The organism is Pseudomonas sp. BP01, from assembly GCF_022760795.1.
Taxonomy (GTDB): domain Bacteria; phylum Pseudomonadota; class Gammaproteobacteria; order Pseudomonadales; family Pseudomonadaceae; genus Aquipseudomonas; species Aquipseudomonas putida_Q.
Window position 1 is genome coordinate 127466 of record NZ_JAFBKA010000007.1, and the last position, 22667, is coordinate 150132.

Genomic DNA, 22667 nt, shown 5'->3' on the forward strand with positions numbered 1-22667 from the left:
TTCCTTCACAGTTGACGCATGTGCGCCGCGAGTTGGTTGTCCAGTTGATCGGGGCTGGCGCTCAGGCCTTCGCGCACGCCCGAGATGTCTTGCTCGGAGCGGTTCTGGCTGAGCTTGCGCGCACCTTGCAGGCGGGCGATAGGCAGGCGGATACCGACGATGGCGCGGAGCATGCCCTCGATGTAGTCAGCCGGGGCGTCGGTGACGCTCCACGGTTCGTTGCGGCCTTGTTCGTGGCGCTCGGTCAGGCGGCTGACGATAGCGAGCAGAGACTCGGCTTCATGGATGACTTCGGCCGGGCCATAGGCGTGTACGGCCAGGTAGTTCCAGGTCGGCACGACCTTGGGGTTATCGGCTTTGCTTGGGTAGTAGCCGGGGCTGACATAGGCATCGGCGCCGGGGAAGACCAGCAGGGCTTCGCCACCTTGTGCCAGGTCCTGCCATTGGCGGTTGGCCCGTGCCAGGTGCGCATAGACGGTGCCGAACTCGCCTTCGGTGGTATCGACCAGCACCGGCAGGTGGGTGGCCAGCAGGCCTTGCTCGCCTTGGCTGACCAGCATGGCCAGGCGGGTGTCGAGCATGTGCTGGTGCAGGCGGCCGAGGTCGTGTTCCTGGTGGGGTTTGCTGTTGTACATGCTCGGTTTCCTTGTGCAATGGTGCCATCCTAGGCAGGCTATTGGTTCTGGGTAAGAGCCATTACTGCCTGTTTTCGTAGGTCCAATGCCATGAGTGATAGCCCCCTTGTTTTGCCCTTCGACCCTTCCGGGATCGCCCTGGACCGCCGCCGCGGGCTCAGCCAGCAGCTGTACCAGGCGCTGCGCGCGCGAGTGCTGGACGGCCGCCTGAGCAGCGGTACCCGGCTGCCGGCCACCCGCGAGTTGGCCACCATGCTGGTGCTGTCACGCAACAGCGTGGTGCGGGCCTATGATCAGTTGTACGCCGAGGGCTACATCGAAAGCCGGGTGGGCGATGGCACCTATGTAAGCCGGCTACCAAAACTATCCACACAAGTATCCACAGGGTTATCCCATGGGTTATCAACAGACTTATCCACATTTTCAGTAAAAGACACTGAGGATTTATCCAGCAACCGATGTTCCAGTGAAGCTTTGCAGCGGCTGAAAACCAACCACTTGCCGCCGCCAAGGAGCGGTCAGCCTCGTGCTTTTCGCGTGGGTATTCCAGCATTCGACCTGTTCCCGTTTGACGTCTGGGCCAAGCTGCAGGCGGGTTTCTGGCGTAATCCGAGCCCCGCACAACTGGGTTATGGCGACCCGGCGGGCGAGCCGGTGCTGCGCGAACTGATCGCTGCCTACTTGCGTCGCTCGCGTGGGTTGAGTTGCATGGCTGAACAAATTGTGATCACCAGTGGTGCACAGCAGGCCATCAGCCTTTGTGCACAGTTGCTGTTGCAGCCAGGTGACGCGGTGGCTGTGGAAAACCCGGGCTATCGGGCGGCTGGCCATGCCTTCGCACTGGCGGGTGGCCGAGTGCTTGGCGTACCGGTGGATGGAGAGGGGATGGACTGCGGCCGGCTCGGGCAGTTGGAGGATTGCCGGCTGGCGTACGTGACGCCTGCTCATCAATACCCGACCGGGGTAACCATGAGCCTGGCGCGTCGCTTGGAACTGCTGGCCTGGGCTGACCGCAACGATGGCTGGATCATCGAGGACGACTACGACGGCGAGTACCGATACAGCGGCGCGCCTTTGGCTCCGTTGGCGGCGCTCGACCGGCACGGGCGGGTGCTGTACGTCGGCACCTTCGGCAAGATTGCCTTCCCGGCGCTGCGCCTCGGCTATCTGGTACTACCACCACAGTTGGCGCAGGCGTTCAGCCAGGGCAAGGCGCTTGCGGTGCGCCATTCTGAGGTCAGCAGCCAATGCGTGATGGCCGAGTTCATCGCCCGCGGGCACTTTCAGCGGCATATCCGGCGCATGCGCAAGGCAGCGTTGAGCCGACGCAATGTGCTCAAGGCAGGCTGGCCTGTGGATATTCCAGGTTTGGGCGCCATGCCGGCAGTGGCGGCCGGGCTGCATGTGAAGGTCGATGTGGATAACTTTGCGCGTGAGCAGGAACTGGTGGCCAAGGCTGAAGCGGTGGGTGTGGAGGTTACGCCGCTGAGTAATTTCTGGTTGGCGGACAGCGCGGTGCCTGTGGATAAGCGGGCGGGGCTGGTGCTGGGCTTCGCGGCGGTGCCAGAGGGGGAGATTGCCGAGGCGCTGATGAAACTGCGTAAGGCCTGGAGAAGGTGAATGGGGCCGCTGTGCGGCCCAATCGCCGGCAAGCCAGCTCCCACAGAGTCCGCGTGGCATGCAATCAATGTGGGAGCTGGCTGGCCGGCGATTGGGCTGCAAGGCAGCCCACGGCGCTATATCAGGTGCCGGACTTGATCCGCGTCCAGGCCCGGGTCCTGGCCCGCTCTGCATCCCTCGCCAATGGCTTGAGGGTATACAGCTTGGCCATCGCCTCTGCCGTCGGGTACAGGTTGGGGTTGTTGCGAATCGCCGGGTTCACCTTGTCGGTCGCATCCTTGTTCGGGTTGGGGTACCCGACAAAGTCGCTGATCGGCGCAATCACCTCCGGCCGCAGCAGGTAGTTGATGAACGTATGGGCATCTTCCGGGTTGGCCGCATTCTTTGGAATCGCCAGCATGTCGAACCAGATCGGCGCGCCTTCCTTGGGCAGGCGCATGTCCACCACCACGTCGTTCTTGGCTTCGCGGGCGCGGTTGGCGGCCTGCGAGAAGCTGCCGCTGTAGCCCACCGCCACGCAGATATCGCCATTGGCGATGTCTGCCATGTACTTCGAGGAGTGGAAGTAGGTGATGTACGGGCGAATCTTCAGCATCAGTGCCTCAGCCTTCTTGTAGTCGGCCGGTTTGTCACTGTTCGGTGGCAAGCCCAGGTACTGCAGGGCCAGCGGCAGAATTTCCGAAGGCGAGTCGAGCAGGGCCACGCCGCACTGCTTGAGCTTGGCGATGTTCTCTTCCTTGAAGATCAGGTCCCAGCTGTCTACCGGCGCGCTGTCGCCGAGTGCCGCCTTGACCTTGGCCGGGTTGAAGCCGATCAGCACGGTGCCGTACATGTACGGTACGGCAAACTTGTTGCCCGGGTCGTTTGCCTCGATCAGTTTCATCAGCGCCGGGTCCAGGTGTTGCCAGTTCGGCAGCTTGCTGCGGTCCAGCGGCTGGAATACCCCGGCCTCGATCTGCTTGGCGAGGAACACGTTGGACGGCACCACCACGTCATAGCCGGAGTTGCCGGTGAGCAGCTTGGCCTCCAGCGCTTCGTTGGTGTCGAAGATGTCGTAGATCAGTTTGACGCCGCTGTCCTTCTGGAAGTCGGTCAAGGTCTGCGGGGTGATGTAATCGAACCAGTTATACACACGCAAGGTGCGCTGCTCGGCCTGGGCTTGCAGGGCGCCGGTGAACAGGGTGGCAGCGATGAACGGGGCGAGCAGACGCTTGAGTCGGACCATTACCGGGCTCCTGGCTGGGCGCGCTGGAAGCCTTCCAGCACATTGACCGCGTTGATACCGATTTCTTCCACAGCGTAGCCGCCTTCCATCACGAACAGGGTCGGCTTGCCGAGCTGGCCGATGCGCTTGCCCATTTCCAGGTAGTCCGGGCTGTCCAGCTTGAACTGTGAGATGGGGTCATCCTTGAACGTGTCCACACCCAACGAGATGACCAGCACGTCGGCGTCATAGCGGGCGATGCGCTGGCAGGCATCTTCCAGCGCAGCGTTCCAGGCGCCCCAGTCGCTGCCGGCCGGCAAGGGGTAGTTGATGTTGCAGCCCTCGCCGGCACCTTCGCCGGTTTCGTCGGCGTAGCCGAGGAAGAACGGGAACTCGTCCTGCGGGTCGCCGTGGATCGAAGCGAAGAACACGTCGTCGCGGCTGTAGAAGATGTCTTGAGTGCCGTTGCCGTGGTGGTAGTCGACGTCAAGGATGGCGACCTTGCGTCGGCCTTGGTCGATGAAAGCCTGAGCGGCAATGGCGGCGTTGTTCAGGTAGCAGTAGCCGCCCATTACTTCGCCGGCGGCGTGGTGCCCTGGCGGACGGCACAGGGCAAAGGCCGAATGGGCGCCTTGCTGGATCGCTGCCTGAGCGGTAAGGGCGACCTGGGCGGCGCTGTAGGCCGCTTGCCAGGTGCCAGCGGTGATCGGCGCACCGGCATCGAAGCTGTAATAGCCCAACTCACCGTGCAGGCCAGTGGGTTTGACCTGGCGCAAGGTGCGAGCAGGCCAGGTGAACGGCAGCAGGTCGCCTTCCTGGCCCAGTGCAGCCCAGCGGGCCCAGGCGCCTTCGAAGAAATTCAGGTAATCGGCGCTGTGGACGCGCAGCAATGGCGCCCGTCCGAAGTCGGTTGGGCCCTGGATATCGCCGAGGTTGCGCTTTTTCACCTGGTCGAGCACATGGTCGGCGCGCGAAGGCATTTCAAAACAGGGCATCAGCTTGCCGTCGATCAGCTCGCAGCGGCCATGGTGCAGGCGGTGGTCATCGGAATAGATCGTCAGCATTGTTGTTCTCCGTTGGGTACTGGCGTGGGTCCATTGTCATGGGCGGGTCAGTAGCGGAGAACGACGCAAGTGGCCAAAAGGGGATCGATGTGGCCAAGGTTGATTGGTCTGTGCTGGCCCTATCGCCGGCAAGCCAGCTCCCACAAGTACCGCACAGGCCTTGAATGCAGCGCAGTACCTGTGGGAGCTGGCTTGCCGGCGATAGGGCCGGAACAGGTCAACCGCGGAAGTGGCTGGGTGCCACACCACTCCAGCGTTGGAAGGCATGGCGGAAGCTGGCTGTCTCGCTGAATCCCAACGTTTCGGCAATACGGTAGATGGGCATCTGCTCATCGGCCAGCAACTGCTTGGCCCGTTCGAACCTGAGCTCGTCCAGCAGCTGTTGATAACTGCTGCCCAGCGCCTGTAGATGCCGGCGCAAGGTGCGCGACGAGCAGTTCATCTGCCGTGCCAGGCCTTCCAGCCCAGGCGCGGCATCCAGTTGCTGCGTAAGCAACTGACGGATCCGCCCCAGCCAGGCCTGACGGCCGGTGAACTCAAGGTTCAGGCGCCGGCAGCGCTCGCTCATGGCCTTGTGGGTAATTGGGTCGGCCAGCGGCAGCGGCGTATCCAGCCAGCGCCGTTCGAAGGCAAAGGCATTGTCCTGGGCGGCAAAACCGACCGGGCACTGGAATGCATCGGCATAGCGCGCGTGGTAGCCGGGTCGTGGGTGCTCGAAGCGGGCGCCCAGCAATGGTAGCGGGCGGCCAAGCAGGTCATCGCAGATGACTTTCAGCGACACCAGGCAGAACTCGGCGTTGAAAGCGCTCAGCGCCGGGCTGTCGTGGTACTCGCTGGCGCTGAACCAGACGCGCTGGCCATCGTCGAGCAAGCGCAGCTTGAAGACTGTTCCCAGCAGTGCCGGATACTGCAGCGCCAGGCGCAAGGCGTCACCCAAAGTGGCACTGGAGAGCAGGGCGTAACCGAGCATGCCGTAGCACGACACGTGCATACGGCGGCCCAGTTCCAGGCCGATGTCCTCGCGCCGGGCCACGGCGTTGGCGCACACCTGCAGTTCCTGCTGGGTGGTGATGCGCGCATCGGCGTGCCCCAGGTCTGCCGGGCCAATGCCGCTGCCGGCCAGCAGCGCCGAAGCCTCGCAACCGTCTGCCTGGAACACGTTGAGGATCAGCGAAACTGCGTTAAGGGTGGTCAGGTGGCTGTGCAGCATGCTGGGTAATCCCGTGGGCCTGGGACGCATTATGGAGCAAGTTGTGTGCCGATAACCGGGCTTCCAGGCAAAATCCATCAGGCAAAAAAAGGCCCGAAGCAATCGCTCGGGCCTTGAAAGGTTGAGAGGTGTCTAGTCCCTTAACCTGGTGAGACTGTTTGCAGCGGTCGGGTTACGCCTTCAGCGGAACCAGACGTGGAGCGATCATGTTTTCCGGACGCAGGATGTCGTTGAGCATCTCTTCGTCCAGCAGCTTCTCTTCGCGCACCAGTTCCAGCACGCCGCGGCCGGTTTCCAGGGCAACGCGGGCGATACGGGTGGCGTTTTCGTAGCCGATGTACGGGTTCAGGGCGGTGACCAGGCCGATCGAGTGCTCAACCAGTTCACGGCAGCGCTGTTCGTTGGCAGTGATGCCGACGATGCAGTGCTCGCGCAGCATGTCCATGGCGCGTTGCAGCAGGCGGATCGAGTCGAAGATCTTGTAGGCGATCAGCGGCTCCATCACGTTCAGCTGCAGCTGGCCACCTTCGGCGGCGACGGTCAGGGCCAGGTCGTTGCCCATGATGGCGAAGGCGACTTGGTTGACGGCTTCCGGGATAACCGGGTTGACCTTGCCTGGCATGATCGAGCTGCCTGGCTGACGCGCTGGCAGGTTGATCTCGTTGATGCCGGTGCGTGGGCCGCTGGACAGCAGGCGCAGGTCGTTGCAGATCTTCGACAGCTTGACTGCGGTACGCTTGAGCATGCCGGAGAACAGCACGAAGGCGCCCATGTCGGAGGTGGCTTCGATCAGGTCGGCAGCCGGTACCAGCGGCTGACCGCTGATGATTGCCAGGCGTTGTACGGCGAGCATCTGGTAGCCCGGGTCGGCGTTGATGCCGGTACCGATGGCAGTACCACCCAGGTTGATTTCGGTCAGCAGCTCAGGCGCCAGCGAACGCAGACGGTTGAGGTCTTCGGTCATGGTGGTGGCGAAGGCGCGGAATTCCTGGCCCAGGGTCATCGGCACGGCGTCCTGCAGCTGGGTACGGCCCATCTTCAGTACGTGGTCGAACTCTTTACCTTTGGCTGCGAAGGCCTGGATCAGGCTGTCGAGGCTGGCCAGCAGGGCGTCATGACCCAGCAGCAGGCCCAGACGGATAGCGGTCGGGTAGGCGTCGTTGGTCGACTGCGCCATGTTCACATCGTTGTTCGGGTGCAGGTACTGGTACTCACCCTTCTGGTGGCCCATGGCCTCCAGCGCGATGTTGGCGATGACTTCGTTGGCGTTCATGTTGGTAGAAGTACCAGCACCGCCTTGAATCATGTCCACCACGAACTGCTCGTGGTAGTCGCCCTTGATCAGTCGTGCGCAGGCTGCGCTGATCGCGGCGTGCTTGGCATCGCTCAAGTGCCCCAGCTCACGGTTGGCGTCAGCAGCTGCCTGCTTGACCATCGCCAGGCCCACTACCAGTTTCGGGTAGTGCGACAGCGGAACGCCGGAGAGGTGGAAGTTGTTGGCAGCGCGCAGGGTCTGGATGCCGTAGTAGGCATCAGCAGGAACTTCAAGGGTACCCAACAGATCTTTTTCGACGCGGAACGATGCAGCGGAGGACATGATGTATATCATCTCGATTTTGACCCGGCACATGCCGGAATGGCGCCAATCCTAGGCCCGAAGGTGATTTTGCGGCCAATGCTGTTGCACGCTAACCTATGCACAAACGGCATAGTGTTTCATGTGACGCCAATTGACATTCGAGCGTGTTCCATTTTGGTGCACGCCGGGAGATGTGCTTCGTGAACCTTGAAAGCAAATGGCTGGAAGATTTCAGCGCACTTGCCGCCACCCGCAGTTTTTCCCAGGCGGCAGAGCGGCGTTTCGTCACCCAACCGGCCTTCAGCCGGCGCATTCGCAGCCTTGAAGCGGCATTGGGCCTGCAACTGGTGAATCGTTCCCGCACGCCCATCGAACTCACCGAAGCCGGCCAGCTGTTTCTCGTTACAGCGCGCACGGTTGTCGACCAGTTGGGCGAAATTCTTCGCCATTTGCATCATCTTGAGGGCGGGCAGGGCGAAGTGGTGCAGGTGGCTGCGGCACACTCCCTGGCATCGGGCTTTTTCCCCCGTTGGGTGGCCCAGTTGCGCAATGACGGTTTGAACATCGCCACCCGCCTGGTTGCGACTAACGTCGGAGATGCCGTGCATGCATTACGCGAAGGTGGCTGCGACCTGATGCTGGCTTTCTATGACCCGGACGCGGCTCTGCAGATGGACGCCGAGATCTTCCCGTCGCTGCACATGGGCACCACCGAAATGTTGCCGGTGTGTGCCGTGGATGCCGAGGGCAAGCCGTTGTTCGACCTGGAAGGTGAGGGCAGCGTACCGTTGCTGGCCTATACCGCCGGCGCCTTCCTGGGCCGCTCGGTCAATTTGCTGCTGCGCCAGCGCAACCTGCGCTATACCACCGTCTATGAAACCGCCATGGCCGACAGCCTCAAGAGCATGGCGCTGGAGGGCATGGGTATTGCCTGGGTACCGCGCCTGTCGATGCGTGGCGAGCTGGAACGAGGCGAGCTGGCCGTATGTGGCGGCAGCCAGTGGCATGTGCCACTGGAAATTCGCCTGTACCGCTGCGCCCTGGTGCGCAAGGCCAACGTCAGGCTGTTGTGGCGTAAGCTGGAGGGCGCGGCGGCGGTTGACCCAAAAGTCAGCCAAAGCCCCGAAAAATAGGGCCCGACAGTTGGTCGCCGGGGTGCCTTAAACCGCCCACCTTACGGTATACTGCGCGGCCTTTCGACCGGATGCGTCCGGTCCTGATCAGCAAACAAGCCACGCCGGTCGTCCCGCGTGGCTTGTTGTTTTTTGACGCGCCCACGGGCGCACAAGCGAAGAGGCTCGACGATGAGTGCACTGGTTGGCGTGATCATGGGCTCCAAGTCCGATTGGTCCACCCTTAGCCACACCGCCGATATGCTGGAAAAACTCGGCATTCCCTACGAAGTGAAGGTGGTTTCTGCCCACCGCACCCCGGATCTGCTGTTCCAGTATGCCGAGGAGGCCGAAGGCCGCGGCATCGAGGTGATCATCGCCGGTGCCGGTGGCGCAGCCCACCTGCCAGGCATGTGCGCCGCCAAGACCCACCTGCCGGTGCTGGGTGTGCCGGTGCAGTCGTCGATGCTGTCGGGCGTCGATTCGCTGCTGTCGATCGTGCAGATGCCAGCCGGCGTGCCGGTTGCCACGCTGGCCATCGGCCGTGCCGGTGCGATCAACGCTGCGCTGCTGTCGGCCAGCATCCTGGGCGCCAAGTACCCGCAGTACCACGCGGCGCTCAAGCAGTTCCGCACCGAACAGACCGACACTGTGCTGGACAACCCAGACCCGCGCCAGGCTTGAGGCTTAACCCATGAAGATCGGTGTAATCGGTGGCGGCCAGCTGGGCCGCATGCTGGCCCTGGCGGGTACCCCGCTGGGCATGAACTTCGCCTTCCTCGACCCGGCACCGGACGCCTGTGCCGCGCCGTTGGGCGAGCACCTGCGTGCCGACTACGGCGACCAGGACCACCTGCGCCAGCTGGCCGACGAAGTCGACCTGGTCACCTTCGAGTTCGAAAGCGTCCCGGCCGAGACCGTGGCTTTCCTCTCGCAGTTCGTCCCGGTCTACCCCAGTGCCGAAGCGCTGCGTATCGCCCGTGACCGCCTGTTCGAAAAAAGCATGTTCCGCGACCTGGGTATCCCGACCCCGGCCTTCGCCGACATCCTTTCCCAGGCAGACCTGGACGCTGCGGTGGCCAGCATCGGCCTGCCGGCCGTGCTGAAAACCCGTACCCTGGGCTACGACGGCAAGGGTCAGAAAGTGCTGCGCACGCCAGAAGACGTGGTAGGCACCTTCGCCGAGCTGGGCAGCGTGCCGTGCCTGCTGGAAGGCTTCGTGCCGTTCACTGGCGAAGTGTCGCTGGTGGCCGTGCGTGCCCGTGATGGCGAAACCCGCTTCTACCCGCTGGTGCACAACACCCACGAAAGCGGCATCCTGCGCCTGTCGGTAGCCAGCCAGGCGCACCCGCTGCAGGCACTGGCCGAAGATTACGTTGGCCGTGTGCTGCAGAAGCTGGACTACGTCGGCGTCATGGCCTTCGAGTTCTTTGAAGTGGACGGTGGCCTGAAGGCCAACGAAATCGCCCCGCGTGTGCACAACTCCGGGCACTGGACCATCGAAGGCGCCGAGTGCAGCCAGTTCGAGAACCACCTGCGCGCCGTTGCCGGCCTGCCGCTGGGTTCCACGGCCAAGGTGGGCGAGAGCGCGATGCTCAACTTCATCGGTGAAGTGCCGGCCGTGGACAAGGTTGTCGCCATCGGCGACTGCCACCTGCACCACTACGGCAAGGCCTTCAAGGTCGGCCGCAAGGTTGGCCACGCCACCCTGCGCTGCCATGACATGGCCACCCTCGAGCGCAAGATTACCGAAGTAGAGGCTCTGATCAGCAACTGATCGGGCTTCAAATCGAACTTCTGCAAGCGGCTTGCCCTCTGAACATGGCAACAAGCCAAAGCCCGTCTAGGCTTTGGCTTGCTCCATATTCACTGCAGAGGGATTGCCATGGGCATCATTGGAACCATCTTCATCGGCCTCATCGTCGGCCTGCTGGCCCGCTTCATCAAGCCGGGCGACGACAGCATGGGCTGGATCATGACCATCCTGCTGGGTATTGCCGGCTCCTTGCTGGCGACCTACGGCGGCCAGGCACTGGGCATCTACCAGGCCGGGCAGGCGGCGGGCTTCCTTGGCGCGCTGATCGGTGCCGTGGTCCTTCTGGTGATCTACGGATTCATCAAGAAACGCTGAATACTGGTTAGAATGCCCGGCAATTCATTCGAGTTGCCGAGCATTGCCATGCGAGCCTTTTTCCTCGTCCCCCTCCTGTTGGCCAGTACCCTGGCCCATGCCGAACTGCCTGAAACCGACTGGCTGGAGCTGATGCCCAAGTCGGATCAGAAGGCGCTCGAGCAAATGCCCGAAATCGACCACAACTCGCCAGAAGCCATGGGCACCTTTACCGACAAGGGCGGGCTGAAACAGAGCAAGGGCCTGCCAGCGGTGATGTATTCGACCAAGACTGTGGCGGCCATGAACGGCAAGGACATTCGCCTGGGCGGCTACCCGGTGCCACTGGAAAGCGACGCCAAGGGCAACAGCACGCTGTTCTTCCTGGTGCCATACCCAGGCGCGTGCATTCATGTGCCGCCACCGCCGCCGAACCAGCTGGTGCTGGTGCGCTACCCGAAAGGGTTGAAGATCGATGACATCTACACACCGCTGTGGGTCAGCGGCAAGCTGAAGGTGGAAAAGGTCAGCAATGACCTGGCCGATGCGGCCTATGCGCTGGATGCGGGCAAGGTGAGGGTGGTGGAAGACGCAGACCTCTGATACCTGGCCCGGCCTCTTCGCGGGCTTGCCCGCTCCCACAGGTAACCCACAATTTTCGAGGCTTGTGGAGAACTTGTGGGAGCGGGCAAGCCCGCGAAGAGGCCGGCAAAAACATTGCGGGCCTCAGATCATTTCACAATCGATCTGTACACCCAGGGAATGACTCGCGCCAGGCTTCAATTCCACCAGGTCATCCCACGCATTCGCCGTCTCGATGCACAGCATCCGCTGCCAGCCGTCGTCAGCCATATCCGCCAGCTCCCTGGCCCGCTCGGTCCATGGGTTCCAGATCACCGCCGACCGCGAGCCACTGCTGGTCAGGGTAATCCGCCGGTTCCAGTGCGGGTCGACAATGCTCAGGGTCTGCGGGGTGTCGAGGTAGATCCGGTCAGTCTCCCCCGCAAACGCCAGTGCCCCCTGCTGCTGACGCTGTTCCCAGTCCGCCAGCGTTTCGATATAGCCCAGGCCTTCGACGCCTTCGACCCGCGCCTGGCGCACATCGCTGACCGCGAAGTAGCTGTGCAGGGCCTGGCTGATGGTAACGGGGGTATTGCCCATGTTGCGGCTGGTCAGGTTCAGCTTCAGCGCTTCATCCAGCTCTATCACCAGCTTCAGTTCGACATCATGAGGCCAGCCGGCTAGATCGCCCTGCGCTTCAGGCAACTGGAATTCGATGCGCAGGCCGGTGCCTGCTTCCTCGATACCCAGCAGCTGCCAGTCACGCGAGCGCGCCAGCCCGTGAGCAGGCGCCTGCTCGCCGTGGTACATGGCCTGAACGGCCTGGGGGTTGCGCTGCAGGTTGCCGAACCACGGCCAGCACACCGGCACACCGGCGCGTACCGACTTGCCCTGGCGGAAGACGGCCTGGTCGCTCAGCCACAGCAGCGGCGGCTCGCCGACCCGCTGGTAGCTGAGGATCTGTGCGCCCTGCTGGGCGATCAGGAGTTCGGCGCGGTCGCTGCTGATACGCCAGCAGTTGAGTTCGCCATGTTGCTCGGTTACGACCTGGAAGGTAGCCATTGCGTTCGTCTCATTGATTGCCAGTGGGCCTTGGACCCGGGCACATGCAATGAGTTTACCGCCCGCGTGGCTCAGCGACGAGGCACGGAACGGGTGCGGCCACTGCCGTCGATGGCAACGAAGACGAATGCCGCTTCGGTAACCTTGCGCCATTCACTGGACAACGGGTCGTCGCTCCACACTTCGACCATCATCTGGATCGAGCTGCGGCCGATTTCCAGGGTCTGGGTGTAGAACGACAGCTGTGCGCCCACCGCGACGGGTACCAGGAACGCCATGCGTTCGATGGCCACGGTCGCCACACGGCCTCCGGCGACGCGGCTGGCCATGGCGGTGCCGGCCAGGTCCATCTGGGCAACCAGCCAGCCGCCGAAGATGTCGCCAAACCCGTTGGTTTCGCGCGGGAGTGCGGTGATCTGCAAGGCCAGGTCGCCTTGGGGGATTGGATCTTCTTGTTCGAGCTCAATCATGCGATGGGGCCTCTGACCCGTGACGCTTTTCGTTGGTGTGGCGCAAAGGCCGGGTAAACGATTCAGCTTGAAACATACTACGCCGATTTCGTTTCACTGGACGGCCGTAGGGAAACTCTGCGAAACCGTCTGACATAAAGACCGGCGTTTTCGCACAACATCCCACGCTGGCAGCAACCTTTTCCTACGAATCGCCAGTATATAGAGCATAACCGCCAGCGACGACCGCGCATTCATGAATATCTGTATGGATTTTGTATCGCTTTCGGCGCGGCTCGGCAATTTGCTATCTTCGCCTGTCTCCCAATCCAGAAGCCGCGCGCCAAGCGGCCTGCATGCCCTACAAGAGAACAACGAGCGATGACTTCCGTGCCGAGCAGTATCGAGCAGCCCCCGCGGCCGCTGACCCGCAGTGATTACAAGACACTCTCACTGTCCGCCCTGGGTGGCGCACTGGAGTTCTACGACTTCATCATCTTCGTGTTCTTCGCCACGGTGGTTGGCAAGCTGTTCTTCCCGGCCGACATGCCCGAGTGGTTGCGCCTGATGCAAACGTTCGGCATTTTCGCCGCCGGCTACCTGGCGCGGCCGCTGGGCGGCATCATCATGGCTCACTTTGGTGACCTGCTCGGGCGCAAGAAGATGTTCACCCTGAGCATTTTCATGATGGCCCTGCCGACCCTGATCATGGGCCTGCTGCCAACCTATGCCCAAATCGGCATGTGGGCGCCGATCCTGCTGCTGCTGATGCGGGTGATCCAGGGCGCGGCGATTGGGGGCGAGGTGCCGGGGGCCTGGGTATTCGTCTCCGAGCACGTACCGGCGCGCAACACCGGCTATGCCTGCGGCACCCTCACCGCAGGCCTGACGGCGGGCATTCTGCTGGGCTCGCTGGTGGCAACCCTGATCAACAGCGTGTACAGCGCTGAAGAAGTGGCCGATTACGCCTGGCGTATTCCGTTCCTGCTCGGCGGTGTGTTCGGCCTGTTCTCGGTGTACCTGCGCCGCTGGCTGCATGAAACCCCGGTGTTCGCCGAGATGCAGCAACGCAAGGCGCTGGCCGAGGAGCTGCCGCTGCGCGCCGTGCTGCGCGACCACCGTGGCCCGATCATCCTGTCGATGCTGCTGACCTGGTTGCTGTCGGCCGGCATCGTGGTGGTCATCCTGATGACCCCGGCGCTGCTGCAAAGCTTCTACCACATCAGCCCGATCGACTCGCTCAAGGCCAACAGCATGGCCATCGTGCTGCTGAGTTTCGGCTGCATCGGCGCCGGCAGCCTGGCCGACCGCTTTGGTGCGGGCCGGGTGTTCGTGATCGGCAGCCTGTTGCTGCTGGCCAGCTCCTGGACCTTCTACCACAGCCTGCCGACCCGGCCCGAGCTGCTGTTCCCGCTGTATGCGCTGACCGGCCTGTGCGTGGGCGTGATCGGCGCGGTGCCTTATGTAATGGTCAAGGCATTCCCGGCGGCGGTGCGCTTCAGCGGGCTGTCGTTCTCGTACAACGTGGCCTACGCGATCTTCGGTGGTTTGACGCCGATGGTGGTGACCGCGCTGCTGAAAGTAAGCCCGATGGCGCCTGCCTACTATGTGGCAGGGCTGTGCGCCGTTGGTCTGGCCGTAGGCCTGTACCTGCTCGCCAACAAGCGCTGATCTGTTTCGGGGCTGCTGGCCTCTTCGCGGGCACGCCCGCTCCCACAGGGCTCAGCACAACCCCTGTGGGAGCGGGCGTGCCCGCGAAGAGGCCAGACCTGCTATCAGTGATGGCCTTTCATCCAATTGTCACAATGAAGTCATATCGTGTTCATGCGGCCTGCCGATACTTGGGCCCGTTCCATCCAACACCCCAATATTCCTGCTAGGAGCAAGGCATGAAACTGAAGCGTTTGATGGCGGCCCTCACCTTTGCCGCCGCTGGCGTTGCAACCGCCAACGCGGTAGCCGCTGTCGATCCTGCAATCCCGACTTACACCAAAACCACCGGTGTTTCGGGCAACCTCTCCAGCGTCGGTTCCGATACCCTGGCGAACCTGATGACTCTGTGGGCCGAGGCCTACAAGAAGGAATATCCGAACGTAAACATCCAGATCCAGGCTGCCGGCTCTTCCACCGCGCCACCCGCGCTGACCGAAGGCACCGCCAACCTCGGCCCGATGAGCCGCAAGATGAAGGACGTCGAACTGCAGGCCTTCGAGCAGAAGTACGGCTACAAGCCGACCGCCATCCCGGTCGCCGTCGACGCCCTGGCCGTGTTCGTGCACAAGGACAACCCGATCAAAGGCCTGACCATGGAGCAGGTCGACGCAGTCTTCTCCTCCACCCGCCTGTGCGGTGGCAAAGCAGACGTGAAAACCTGGGGCGACCTGGGTGTGACCGGCGACCTGGCCAACAAGCCAGTGCAGCTGTTCGGCCGCAACTCGGTATCGGGCACCTACGGCTACTTCAAGGAAGAAGCCCTGTGCAAAGGCGACTTCAAGCCTAACGTGAACGAACAGCCTGGCTCGGCTTCGGTCGTGCAGTCGATCAGCAGCTCGCTGAACGGCATCGGCTACTCGGGTATCGGCTACAAGACCGCCAGCGTGAAGACTGTTCCGCTGGCCAAGAAAGGCAGCACCGAGTACATCGAAGACAACGAAGAAAACGCCCTGAACGGCAAGTACCCGCTGTCGCGCTTCCTCTACGTCTACGTCAACAAGGCCCCGAACAAGCCTCTGGCCCCGCTGGAAGCCGAGTTCGTCAAGCTGGTACTGTCGCAAGCTGGCCAGCAGGTCGTGGTGAAGGATGGCTACATCCCGCTGCCGTCCAAAGTCGTCGACAAGACCTTGGCTGACCTGGGCCTGTCCCACACGGGTAACGTCGCAAAGAAGTAAGTAACTGAAGAAGGGGCCGGTGCTGATGCCCGGCCTCTTCCACGAATTTCCAGTCCGAAGCCAGGTCCCCTGTGCGGCGGGCTTTCGCGCGTCACCACTTTGTAATGTTTTTGTCACACGGGACCGCTAGGGTGTGCGCATGAATGATCTGGCCAATTCAAACATGACCCAAAACTCCCAGCCCGTGCGCATTGATTTCAATACGCCCGAGCTGCAACGCAAGCGCCGCATGCGTGCGCTGAAGGACCGCCTGACCCGCTGGTATGTACTGGTGGGCGGGCTTGCCGTATTGGCGGCAATCACCTTGATCTTCTTCTACCTGGCCTATGTGGTGTTGCCACTGTTCCAGGGCGCCGAGCTGACCAGCAAGAAAGCCCTGGAGCCGGCTTGGCTGCAGCAGGATGCCGGCAAGCCGCTGATGATCGCGCTTGAAGAACAGAACCTGGTGGGGATGCGAGTTTCGGACAAGGGCCAGGCACTGTTCTTCGATACCAAGACCGGTAACGAGCTCAAGCGGGTCGACCTGCCAGTGCCGGCAGGCACCCAGGTAACCTCGATCAGTAGCGACCAGCCGGGCAGCCCGCTGGTGGTACTGGGCTTGTCCAATGGTCAGGCGCTGGTGTTCCACCACACCTACAAGATCACCTACCCGGACAACAAGAAAACCATCACCCCCGGCATCGACTACCCCTACGGCGAGCAGCCGTTCGTGCTCGACGAACAGGGCCGTGCGCTGGAGCACGTCAACGTCAACGTCAATGGCGACACCTTGGTACTGGCCGGGTCCACCGGCGCGCACCTGCAGGTAGTGCAGCTTACCCGCAGCGAAAACATGATGACCGAAGAGGTCACCACCGAGCAGAACCGTATCGTGCTGCCGCAGATGACCGAAGCGGTGAAGAACATCTTCATCGACCCACGTCAGCAGTGGCTCTACGTGATCAACGGCCGCGCCACCGCCGACGTGTTCAGCCTGCGTGACAAGAGCCTCAACGGCCGCTACAAGCTGGCCGAAAGCGCCGACACCGAAATCACCGCCAGCGCCCAGTTGGTCGGCGGCATATCACTGATCATCGGTGACTCAAAAGGTGGCCTGGCCCAATGGTTCATGGCCCGTGACCCGGACGGCGAATCGCGCTTCAAGCAGATCCGTACCTTCCAGATGGGCAAGGCCCCGGTTGTGCAGATTGACGCCGAAGAGCGCCGCAAGGGCTTCATCGCCCTGGACGCCGACGGCAAGCTGGGCGTGTTCCACAGCACCGCGCACCGCACCCTGCTGGTCGAGCCGGCTGCCGAAGGCCCAGGCACCTTGGCCCTGTCGCCGCGTGCCAACCGCATCATCATCGAAGAGGGCGGCAAGCTGCTGCCGCTGAGCCTGCGCAACCCGCACCCTGAAGTGTCCTTCAGCGCGCTGTGGGGCAAGGTGTGGTACGAGAACTACGACGAACCGAAATACGTCTGGCAATCGACCGCTTCCAATACCGACTTCGAACCCAAACTGAGCCTTTCGCCGCTGACCTTCGGTACGCTGAAAGCCGCGTTCTACGCGATGATCCTGGCCGCGCCGCTGGCGATTGCCGCCGCCATCTACACCGCCTACTTCATGGCCCCGGGCATGCGCCGCAAGGTCAAGCCGGTGATCGAGCTGATGGAAGCGATGCCGACGGTGATCCTCGGCTTCTTCGCCGGCCTGTTCCTGGCCCCGTACCTCGAAGGCCACCTGCCTGGCGTGTTCAGCCTGTTCCTGCTGATGCCGCTCGGCATCCTGCTGGCCGGCTTCACCTGGAGCCGCCTGCCCGAGTCGATCCGCCTGCGTGTGCCAGATGGTTGGGAAGCCGCGATCCTGATACCGGTCATCCTGTTCACCGGCTGGTTTGCCCTGACCATGAGCCCACACCTGGAAAACTGGTTCTTCGGCGGTGACATGCGCCTGTGGATTACCAACGACCTGGGCATCACCTACGACCAGCGCAACGCCCTGGTCGTGGGTATCGCCATGGGCTTTGCGGTCATCCCGAACATCTATTCCATTGCCGAAGACGCCGTGTTCAGCGTGCCGCGCAGCCTGACCCTGGGCTCGCTGGCCCTCGGCGCCACGCCTTGGCAGACCCTGACCCGCGTGGTCATCCTCACCGCCAGCCCGGGCATTTTCTCGGCGCTGATGATCGGCATGGGCCGTGCGGTGGGCGAGACCATGATCGTGCTGATGGCCACCGGCAACACCCCGGTGATGGAAATGAACCTGTTCGAGGGCATGCGCACCCTGGCCGCCAACGTGGCCGTGGAAATGCCGGAATCGGAAGTCGGTGGCAGCCACTACCGCGTGCTGTTCCTGGCCGCGCTGGTGCTGCTGATGTTCACGTTCGTCATGAACACCTTGGCCGAGCTGATTCGCCAGCGTCTGCGCAAGAAATACTCGTCGCTTTGATAGAAAGGTAGCGATCCGTGAAAAAGGATTCCCTCAAAGGCTGGTTCAAGAGCGGCGCCCCAGGCGTCTGGATGAGCGGCGGCGCCGTGGCCATGGCGGTGATCATGACCGTTGGCCTGCTGGCGGTGATTGCCGTGCGCGGCCTGGGCCACTTCTGGCCGGCCGATCTTGTCCAGGCCACCTACAAGGTACCGGGCCAGGCTGACCACATCGTCATCGGCGAAGTGGTGCAAAAGGAAGAGGTACCCCGTGCCCGCCTGAAGGGGGCCGGCCTGCCGGTACCGGAGCAGGGCCCGGAGTTCATGACCCGCGAGCTGATCAAGGTGGGTAACCGCGACCTCAACGGCAGCGACTTCACCTGGGTGGTCGGCGAATGGCTGGTCGATGAACAGCGCCCGGCCGACCTGATCGCCCTGGAGCGCCGCGAGTGGGGCAACTTCTATGGCTACCTGGTCAGCGTCAAGGAAGAAGGCCGCGTGGTTGCCCAAGGCCCTGCTGCCTGGAACGAACTGCAGGCCCGCCTCAAGCGTGCCAGCCAGCTCAACGGTGAGCTGCAGCAGCTGGAGAAGAAGGACATCGGTGCCATCAACCATGGCCTTGAGCGCCTGCGTCTGCAGGCCCGCAAGCTGGAGCTGGACGGCAAGCTTGACGCCGCCGCCCAGGCCGACATGGACGCCGACCGCGCCGAGCTGAACAGCCGCTACAAGGCCATCGAAGACCGCTTGAGCGGCCTGCACCAGGCCTTCGCCCGCGACAGCCTGGTGGCCCGCGATGGCAACGGCCGTGAAGTGGAAATCAACCTCAGCAAGGTGGTGCACGCCATCCAGCCGAATGGCATGTCCGGCTTCACCAAGCTGGGTACCTACTTTGCCAAGGTGTGGGAGTTCCTCAGCGACGACCCGCGTGAGGCCAACACCGAAGGCGGTATCTTCCCGGCCATTTTCGGTACCGTGATGATGACCCTGATCATGGCCGTGATCGTCACCCCGTTCGGTGTGCTGGCTGCCGTCTACCTGCGCGAATACGCACGGCAAGGCCCGGTGACCCGCCTGATCCGCATTGCGGTGAACAACCTGGCTGGCGTGCCGGCGATCGTCTACGGCGTGTTCGGCCTGGGCTTCTTCGTCTACGTGCTGGGTGGTTCTATCGACCGCCTGTTCTTCCCCGAAGCACTGCCGGCGCCTACCCTGGGTACCCCGGGCCTGCTGTGGGCATCGCTGACCCTGGCCCTGCTGGCCGTACCGGTGGTGATCGTGGCCACCGAAGAAGGCCTGGCGCGTATTCCGCGTACCGTGCGCGAGGGCTCGTTGGCCCTGGGCGCGACCAAGGCCGAGACGCTGTGGAAGATTGTCTTGCCCATGGCCAGCCCGGCAATGATGACCGGCATGATCCTCGCCGTGGCCCGCGCCGCCGGTGAAGTGGCGCCGCTGATGCTGGTGGGTGTGGTGAAGCTGGCGCCTTCGCTGCCAGTGGACGGCAACTACCCGTACCTGCACCTGGACCAGAAGATCATGCACCTGGGCTTCCACATCTATGACGTCGGCTTCCAGAGCCCGAACGTCGAGGCCGCGCGGCCGCTGGTGTACGCCACGGCACTGCTGCTGGTGCTGGTGATCGCCTCCCTCAACCTGTCGGCCGTGTGGATCCGCAACCACCTGCGCGAGAAGTACAAGGCGCTCGACAGCTGATCAAAGCTTTAAGTCACAAGCGGCAAGCTCCAAGCAGATTGCCGCTTTGCCCTAACTTGCAGCTTGCAGCTTCAAGCTCGCAGCTACAAACGGAGTGAGACCATGCAGCAAGATTCTCATACCCACGGCATCGACATGTCTGCCCTGGGCCGCAACAAGCAGGGCCTGCAACTGGCCAACGAAACCGTGGCCATCGAAGTGCCGGGCCTGAGCCTGTTCTACGGCGACAAGCAGGCGCTGTTCGACGTCAGCATGAACATTCCCAAGCAGCGCGTGACTGCCTTCATCGGCCCGTCCGGCTGCGGCAAGTCGACCCTGCTGCGCACCTTCAACCGCATGAACGACCTGGTTGACGGCTGCCGCGTTGAAGGCGCCATCAACCTGTACGGCCACAACATCTACCGCAAGGGCGAAGACGTGGCCGAGCTGCGCCGCCGTGTGGGCATGGTGTTCCAGAAGCCCAACCCGTTCCCCAAGACCATCTACGAGAACGTGGTCTACGGCCTGCGTATCCAGGGTATCAACAAGAAGCGTGTGCTCGACGAAGCCGTCGAGTGGGCGCTGAAGGGCGCGGCCCTGTGGGACGAGGTCAAGGACCGCCTGCACGAGTCGGCGCTGGGCCTGTCCGGTGGCCAGCAGCAGCGTCTGGTCATCGCCCGCACCATTGCCGTGGAGCCCGAAGTGCTGTTGCTCGACGAACCGTGCTCGGCACTGGACCCGATATCGACCCTGAAGGTCGAAGAGCTGATCTACGAATTGAAATCCAAGTACACCATCGTCATCGTGACCCACAACATGCAACAGGCGGCCCGGGTTTCGGACTACACCGCGTTCATGTACATGGGCAAACTGGTCGAATTCGGGGACACCGACACCCTGTTCACCAACCCGGCGAAGAAGCAGACCGAAGACTACATCACCGGTCGCTACGGCTAGCAGCCACGCGGCCCGCTCCCACAGGGAATGACACGAACTACATGATGCTTGCAGCCTCTTCGCGGAGCGAACGATGATCAACAAAGAAAGCCTTACACACCATATTTCCCAGCAGTTCAACGCCGAGCTCGAAGAGGTGCGCAGCCACCTGCTGGCCATGGGTGGCCTGGTGGAAAAACAAGTCAACGACGCCGTTACTGCGCTGATCGAGGCCGACTCGGGCCTGGCCCAGCAAGTGCGCGAAGTCGACGAGCAGATCAACCAGATGGAGCGCAACATCGACGAGGAATGCGTGCGCATCCTCGCCCGTCGCCAGCCGGCGGCGTCCGACCTGCGCCTGATCATCAGCATTTCAAAGTCGGTGATCGACCTTGAGCGCATCGGCGACGAGGCGACCAAGATCGCCCGCCGCGCCATCCAGCTGTGCGAAGAAGGCGAGTCGCCACGCGGCTACGTCGAGGTGCGCCACATTGGCGACCAGGTGCGCAACATGGTCCGCGATGCGCTGGACGCCTTTGCCCGCTTCGATGCCGACCTGGCGTTGTCGGTGGCCCAGTACGACAAGACCATCGACCGCGAGTACAAGACTGCCCTGCGCGAGCTGGTGACCTACATGATGGAAGACCCGCGCTCGATCTCGCGGGTACTGAGCGTAATCTGGGCGCTGCGCTCGCTGGAGCGTATCGGTGACCACGCGCGCAACATTTCCGAGCTGGTGATCTACCTGGTGCGCGGCACCGACGTGCGCCACATGGGCCTCAAGCGCATGACGGCAGAAGTGCAGGGTACCGCTGTCGCTGACGCCGAAAAGGCTAATGTTCCGGGCGAATCTGACGATAAGTAAGGTTGCTCCCGAGCTTCGACGCCCGGCCTTGGCCGGGCGTTTTCGTTTGCGGTCGAGGAGCCGGCAGGCACCCGCGAACGATGTGAAGAAGTCCCGGCGTGACCAGGTTGTAGCAAATAGCCATTATTTGGCAGTAGGCTAGTCGGGATTCAGAAGGAGTATTGATGAGTAAAGTGAATGTGCTGGTCGTGGATGACGCCCCGTTTATCCGTGACCTGGTCCGCAAGTGCCTGCGCAATGCCTTCCCGGGTATGGCGATCGACGACGCCGTCAATGGTCGCAAGGCCATGGCCATGCTCGGCAAGGAAGCCTTCGACCTGGTCCTGTGCGACTGGGAAATGCCCGAAATGTCCGGCCTGGAACTGCTCACCTGGTGCCGTCAGCAGCCAGCGCTGAAGAACCTGCAGTTCATCATGGTGACCAGCCGTGGCGACAAGGAAAACGTCATTCAGGCGATCCAGGCGGGCGTATCCGACTTTGTCGGCAAGCCGTTCACCAACGAGCAACTGCTGACCAAAGTGAAAAAGGCGCTGACCAAGATCGGCAAGCTCGATAGCCTGATGGCCATCGGCCCCACGCGGGCCAACTCGGCATTCGCCAACGATTCGCTGGGTGCCCTGACAGGTGGCAAGCCAGAGGCGGCCAAGGTCACGGCCCCCGCGCCAGCGCCGGGCGCTGCCAAGCCATTGGTCAACGCACCCACGCCGTCGCCCCCTGCGCCTACGGGGCGTGGCCAAGGCCAGTTGCGCCTGGCCAGCGGCATGCAACCGTGCGTGATCAAGGCGCTGAGCCTGAAAGAGGCGCTGCTGGTGGTACGCCGCAGCGAAGCGCTGCCGCAGGTGCTGGAGGGCGCCGTGCTGGACCTGGAGCAGGGCGAGAACGCTGAAGTTGCGCGTTTGAACGGCTACCTGCATGCCGTCGCAGCGTTGGAGCCCAAGCCCGACAGCGACTGGCTACAGTTGACCTTCAAGTTTGTCGACCAGGACGCCCAGAAGCTCGATTACCTGTCGCGCCTGATTGCTCGCGGGACGGCGCAGAAACACTTCACACCCGGCGCCTGAGCCCGGTACCGCGTGCTTTGTGTAGGAGCGGCCTTGTGTCGCGATAGGGCCGCAGAGCGGCCCCGGCAATTCATGCGGCGAAGCTGAAATCCTGGGTCTGCTACCGCAGCCCTATCGCGACACAAGGCCGCTCCTACAAAAAGCCCGCGCAGCCCTGAGCCATCCGACCAACTGCAATACCTGTCACAAAACCCGCTGCTAGGCTTCGACAGATCA

General features: G+C 62.7%; 20 protein-coding genes. 13 read left to right on the top strand and 7 right to left on the bottom strand.

The window, feature by feature from the left end:
• Positions 1-5: 5 nt before the first annotated feature.
• Entirely contained in the window at positions 6-635 is a 630-nt protein-coding gene (locus JOY50_RS08785; RefSeq protein WP_132846671.1) for an FMN-binding negative transcriptional regulator, read from the bottom strand.
• Positions 636-725: 90 nt separating this feature from the next.
• Here JOY50_RS08785 and JOY50_RS08790 point away from each other — a divergent pair, with 90 nt between their 5' ends.
• On the top strand, positions 726-2255 hold the full coding sequence (locus JOY50_RS08790; protein WP_132846670.1) for a PLP-dependent aminotransferase family protein: 1530 nt from the start codon (positions 726-728) through the stop codon (positions 2253-2255).
• Positions 2256-2376: 121 nt separating this feature from the next.
• Here JOY50_RS08790 and JOY50_RS08795 read toward each other — a convergent pair whose 3' ends face one another.
• The 4 genes from JOY50_RS08795 to aspA form a co-directional block, all read right to left on the bottom strand.
• Complete coding sequence (locus tag JOY50_RS08795; protein ID WP_132846669.1) at positions 2377-3480, bottom strand: polyamine ABC transporter substrate-binding protein; 1104 nt, start codon at positions 3478-3480, stop codon at positions 2377-2379.
• Positions 3480-4523, bottom strand: coding sequence for a histone deacetylase family protein (locus JOY50_RS08800; RefSeq protein ID WP_243055114.1), 1044 nt, complete (start codon positions 4521-4523; stop codon positions 3480-3482). Before JOY50_RS08800 ends, JOY50_RS08795 begins: the two co-directional genes overlap by 1 nt.
• A 217-nt stretch (positions 4524-4740) precedes the next feature.
• On the bottom strand, positions 4741-5733 hold the full coding sequence (locus JOY50_RS08805; protein WP_132846666.1) for an AraC family transcriptional regulator: 993 nt from the start codon (positions 5731-5733) through the stop codon (positions 4741-4743).
• Positions 5734-5905: 172 nt separating this feature from the next.
• Entirely contained in the window at positions 5906-7330 is a 1425-nt protein-coding gene (gene aspA / locus JOY50_RS08810; RefSeq protein WP_024717848.1) for an aspartate ammonia-lyase, read from the bottom strand.
• A 182-nt stretch (positions 7331-7512) separates the two neighbouring features.
• Between aspA and JOY50_RS08815 the strand changes: the two genes are divergently transcribed.
• The 5 genes from JOY50_RS08815 to JOY50_RS08835 all read left to right on the top strand — a co-directional run bounded on the left by JOY50_RS08815 (position 7513) and on the right by JOY50_RS08835 (position 11137).
• A complete protein-coding gene (locus JOY50_RS08815; protein ID WP_165931662.1) occupies positions 7513-8445 on the top strand; it encodes a LysR substrate-binding domain-containing protein in 933 nt (310 codons plus the stop codon).
• Between the two features lie 171 nt (positions 8446-8616).
• Positions 8617-9108: a 5-(carboxyamino)imidazole ribonucleotide mutase gene (gene purE / locus JOY50_RS08820; protein WP_016489856.1), complete on the top strand. Its 492-nt coding sequence runs from the start codon at positions 8617-8619 to the stop codon at positions 9106-9108.
• A 10-nt stretch (positions 9109-9118) separates the two neighbouring features.
• Positions 9119-10201 (top strand): 5-(carboxyamino)imidazole ribonucleotide synthase, encoded by a 1083-nt coding sequence (locus JOY50_RS08825; protein WP_243055115.1) that lies wholly within the window; start codon positions 9119-9121, stop codon positions 10199-10201.
• Between the two features lie 108 nt (positions 10202-10309).
• Complete coding sequence (locus JOY50_RS08830; RefSeq protein WP_012054121.1) at positions 10310-10555, top strand: GlsB/YeaQ/YmgE family stress response membrane protein; 246 nt, start codon at positions 10310-10312, stop codon at positions 10553-10555.
• Between the two features lie 48 nt (positions 10556-10603).
• The gene (locus JOY50_RS08835) at positions 10604-11137 is read left to right on the top strand and encodes a DUF3299 domain-containing protein (protein ID WP_161775560.1); all 534 of its coding nucleotides are present in this window, start codon (positions 10604-10606) and stop codon (positions 11135-11137) included.
• A 123-nt stretch (positions 11138-11260) separates the two neighbouring features.
• Here JOY50_RS08835 and JOY50_RS08840 read toward each other — a convergent pair whose 3' ends face one another.
• On the bottom strand, positions 11261-12157 hold the full coding sequence (locus JOY50_RS08840) for a D-hexose-6-phosphate mutarotase (protein ID WP_243055116.1): 897 nt from the start codon (positions 12155-12157) through the stop codon (positions 11261-11263).
• Positions 12158-12228: 71 nt separating this feature from the next.
• Complete coding sequence (locus JOY50_RS08845; RefSeq protein WP_016489852.1) at positions 12229-12627, bottom strand: acyl-CoA thioesterase; 399 nt, start codon at positions 12625-12627, stop codon at positions 12229-12231.
• A gap of 360 nt (positions 12628-12987) precedes the next feature.
• Here JOY50_RS08845 and JOY50_RS08850 point away from each other — a divergent pair, with 360 nt between their 5' ends.
• The 7 genes from JOY50_RS08850 (at position 12988) to JOY50_RS08880 (ending at position 22451) form a co-directional block, all read left to right on the top strand.
• Positions 12988-14277 carry an MFS transporter gene (locus JOY50_RS08850; RefSeq protein ID WP_019470241.1) on the top strand — a complete coding sequence of 430 codons (1290 nt, stop codon included), beginning with the start codon at positions 12988-12990 and terminating at the stop codon, positions 14275-14277.
• Between the two features lie 218 nt (positions 14278-14495).
• Positions 14496-15494, top strand: coding sequence for a phosphate ABC transporter substrate-binding protein PstS (locus tag JOY50_RS08855; RefSeq protein ID WP_019470240.1), 999 nt, complete (start codon positions 14496-14498; stop codon positions 15492-15494).
• Positions 15495-15633: 139 nt separating this feature from the next.
• A complete protein-coding gene (locus JOY50_RS08860) occupies positions 15634-17922 on the top strand; it encodes an ABC transporter permease subunit (protein WP_132846664.1) in 2289 nt (762 codons plus the stop codon).
• 71 nt (positions 17923-17993) lie between these two features.
• The gene (gene pstA, locus JOY50_RS08865; RefSeq protein ID WP_192902504.1) at positions 17994-19610 is read left to right on the top strand and encodes a phosphate ABC transporter permease PstA; all 1617 of its coding nucleotides are present in this window, start codon (positions 17994-17996) and stop codon (positions 19608-19610) included.
• 102 nt (positions 19611-19712) lie between these two features.
• On the top strand, positions 19713-20546 hold the full coding sequence (gene pstB / locus JOY50_RS08870; protein WP_138736692.1) for a phosphate ABC transporter ATP-binding protein PstB: 834 nt from the start codon (positions 19713-19715) through the stop codon (positions 20544-20546).
• A gap of 73 nt (positions 20547-20619) precedes the next feature.
• Positions 20620-21390, top strand: coding sequence for a phosphate signaling complex protein PhoU (phoU, locus tag JOY50_RS08875; RefSeq protein ID WP_016502252.1), 771 nt, complete (start codon positions 20620-20622; stop codon positions 21388-21390).
• 164 nt (positions 21391-21554) lie between these two features.
• On the top strand, positions 21555-22451 hold the full coding sequence (locus tag JOY50_RS08880; RefSeq protein ID WP_138736693.1) for a response regulator: 897 nt from the start codon (positions 21555-21557) through the stop codon (positions 22449-22451).
• The last annotated feature ends 216 nt before the right edge of the window (positions 22452-22667 follow it).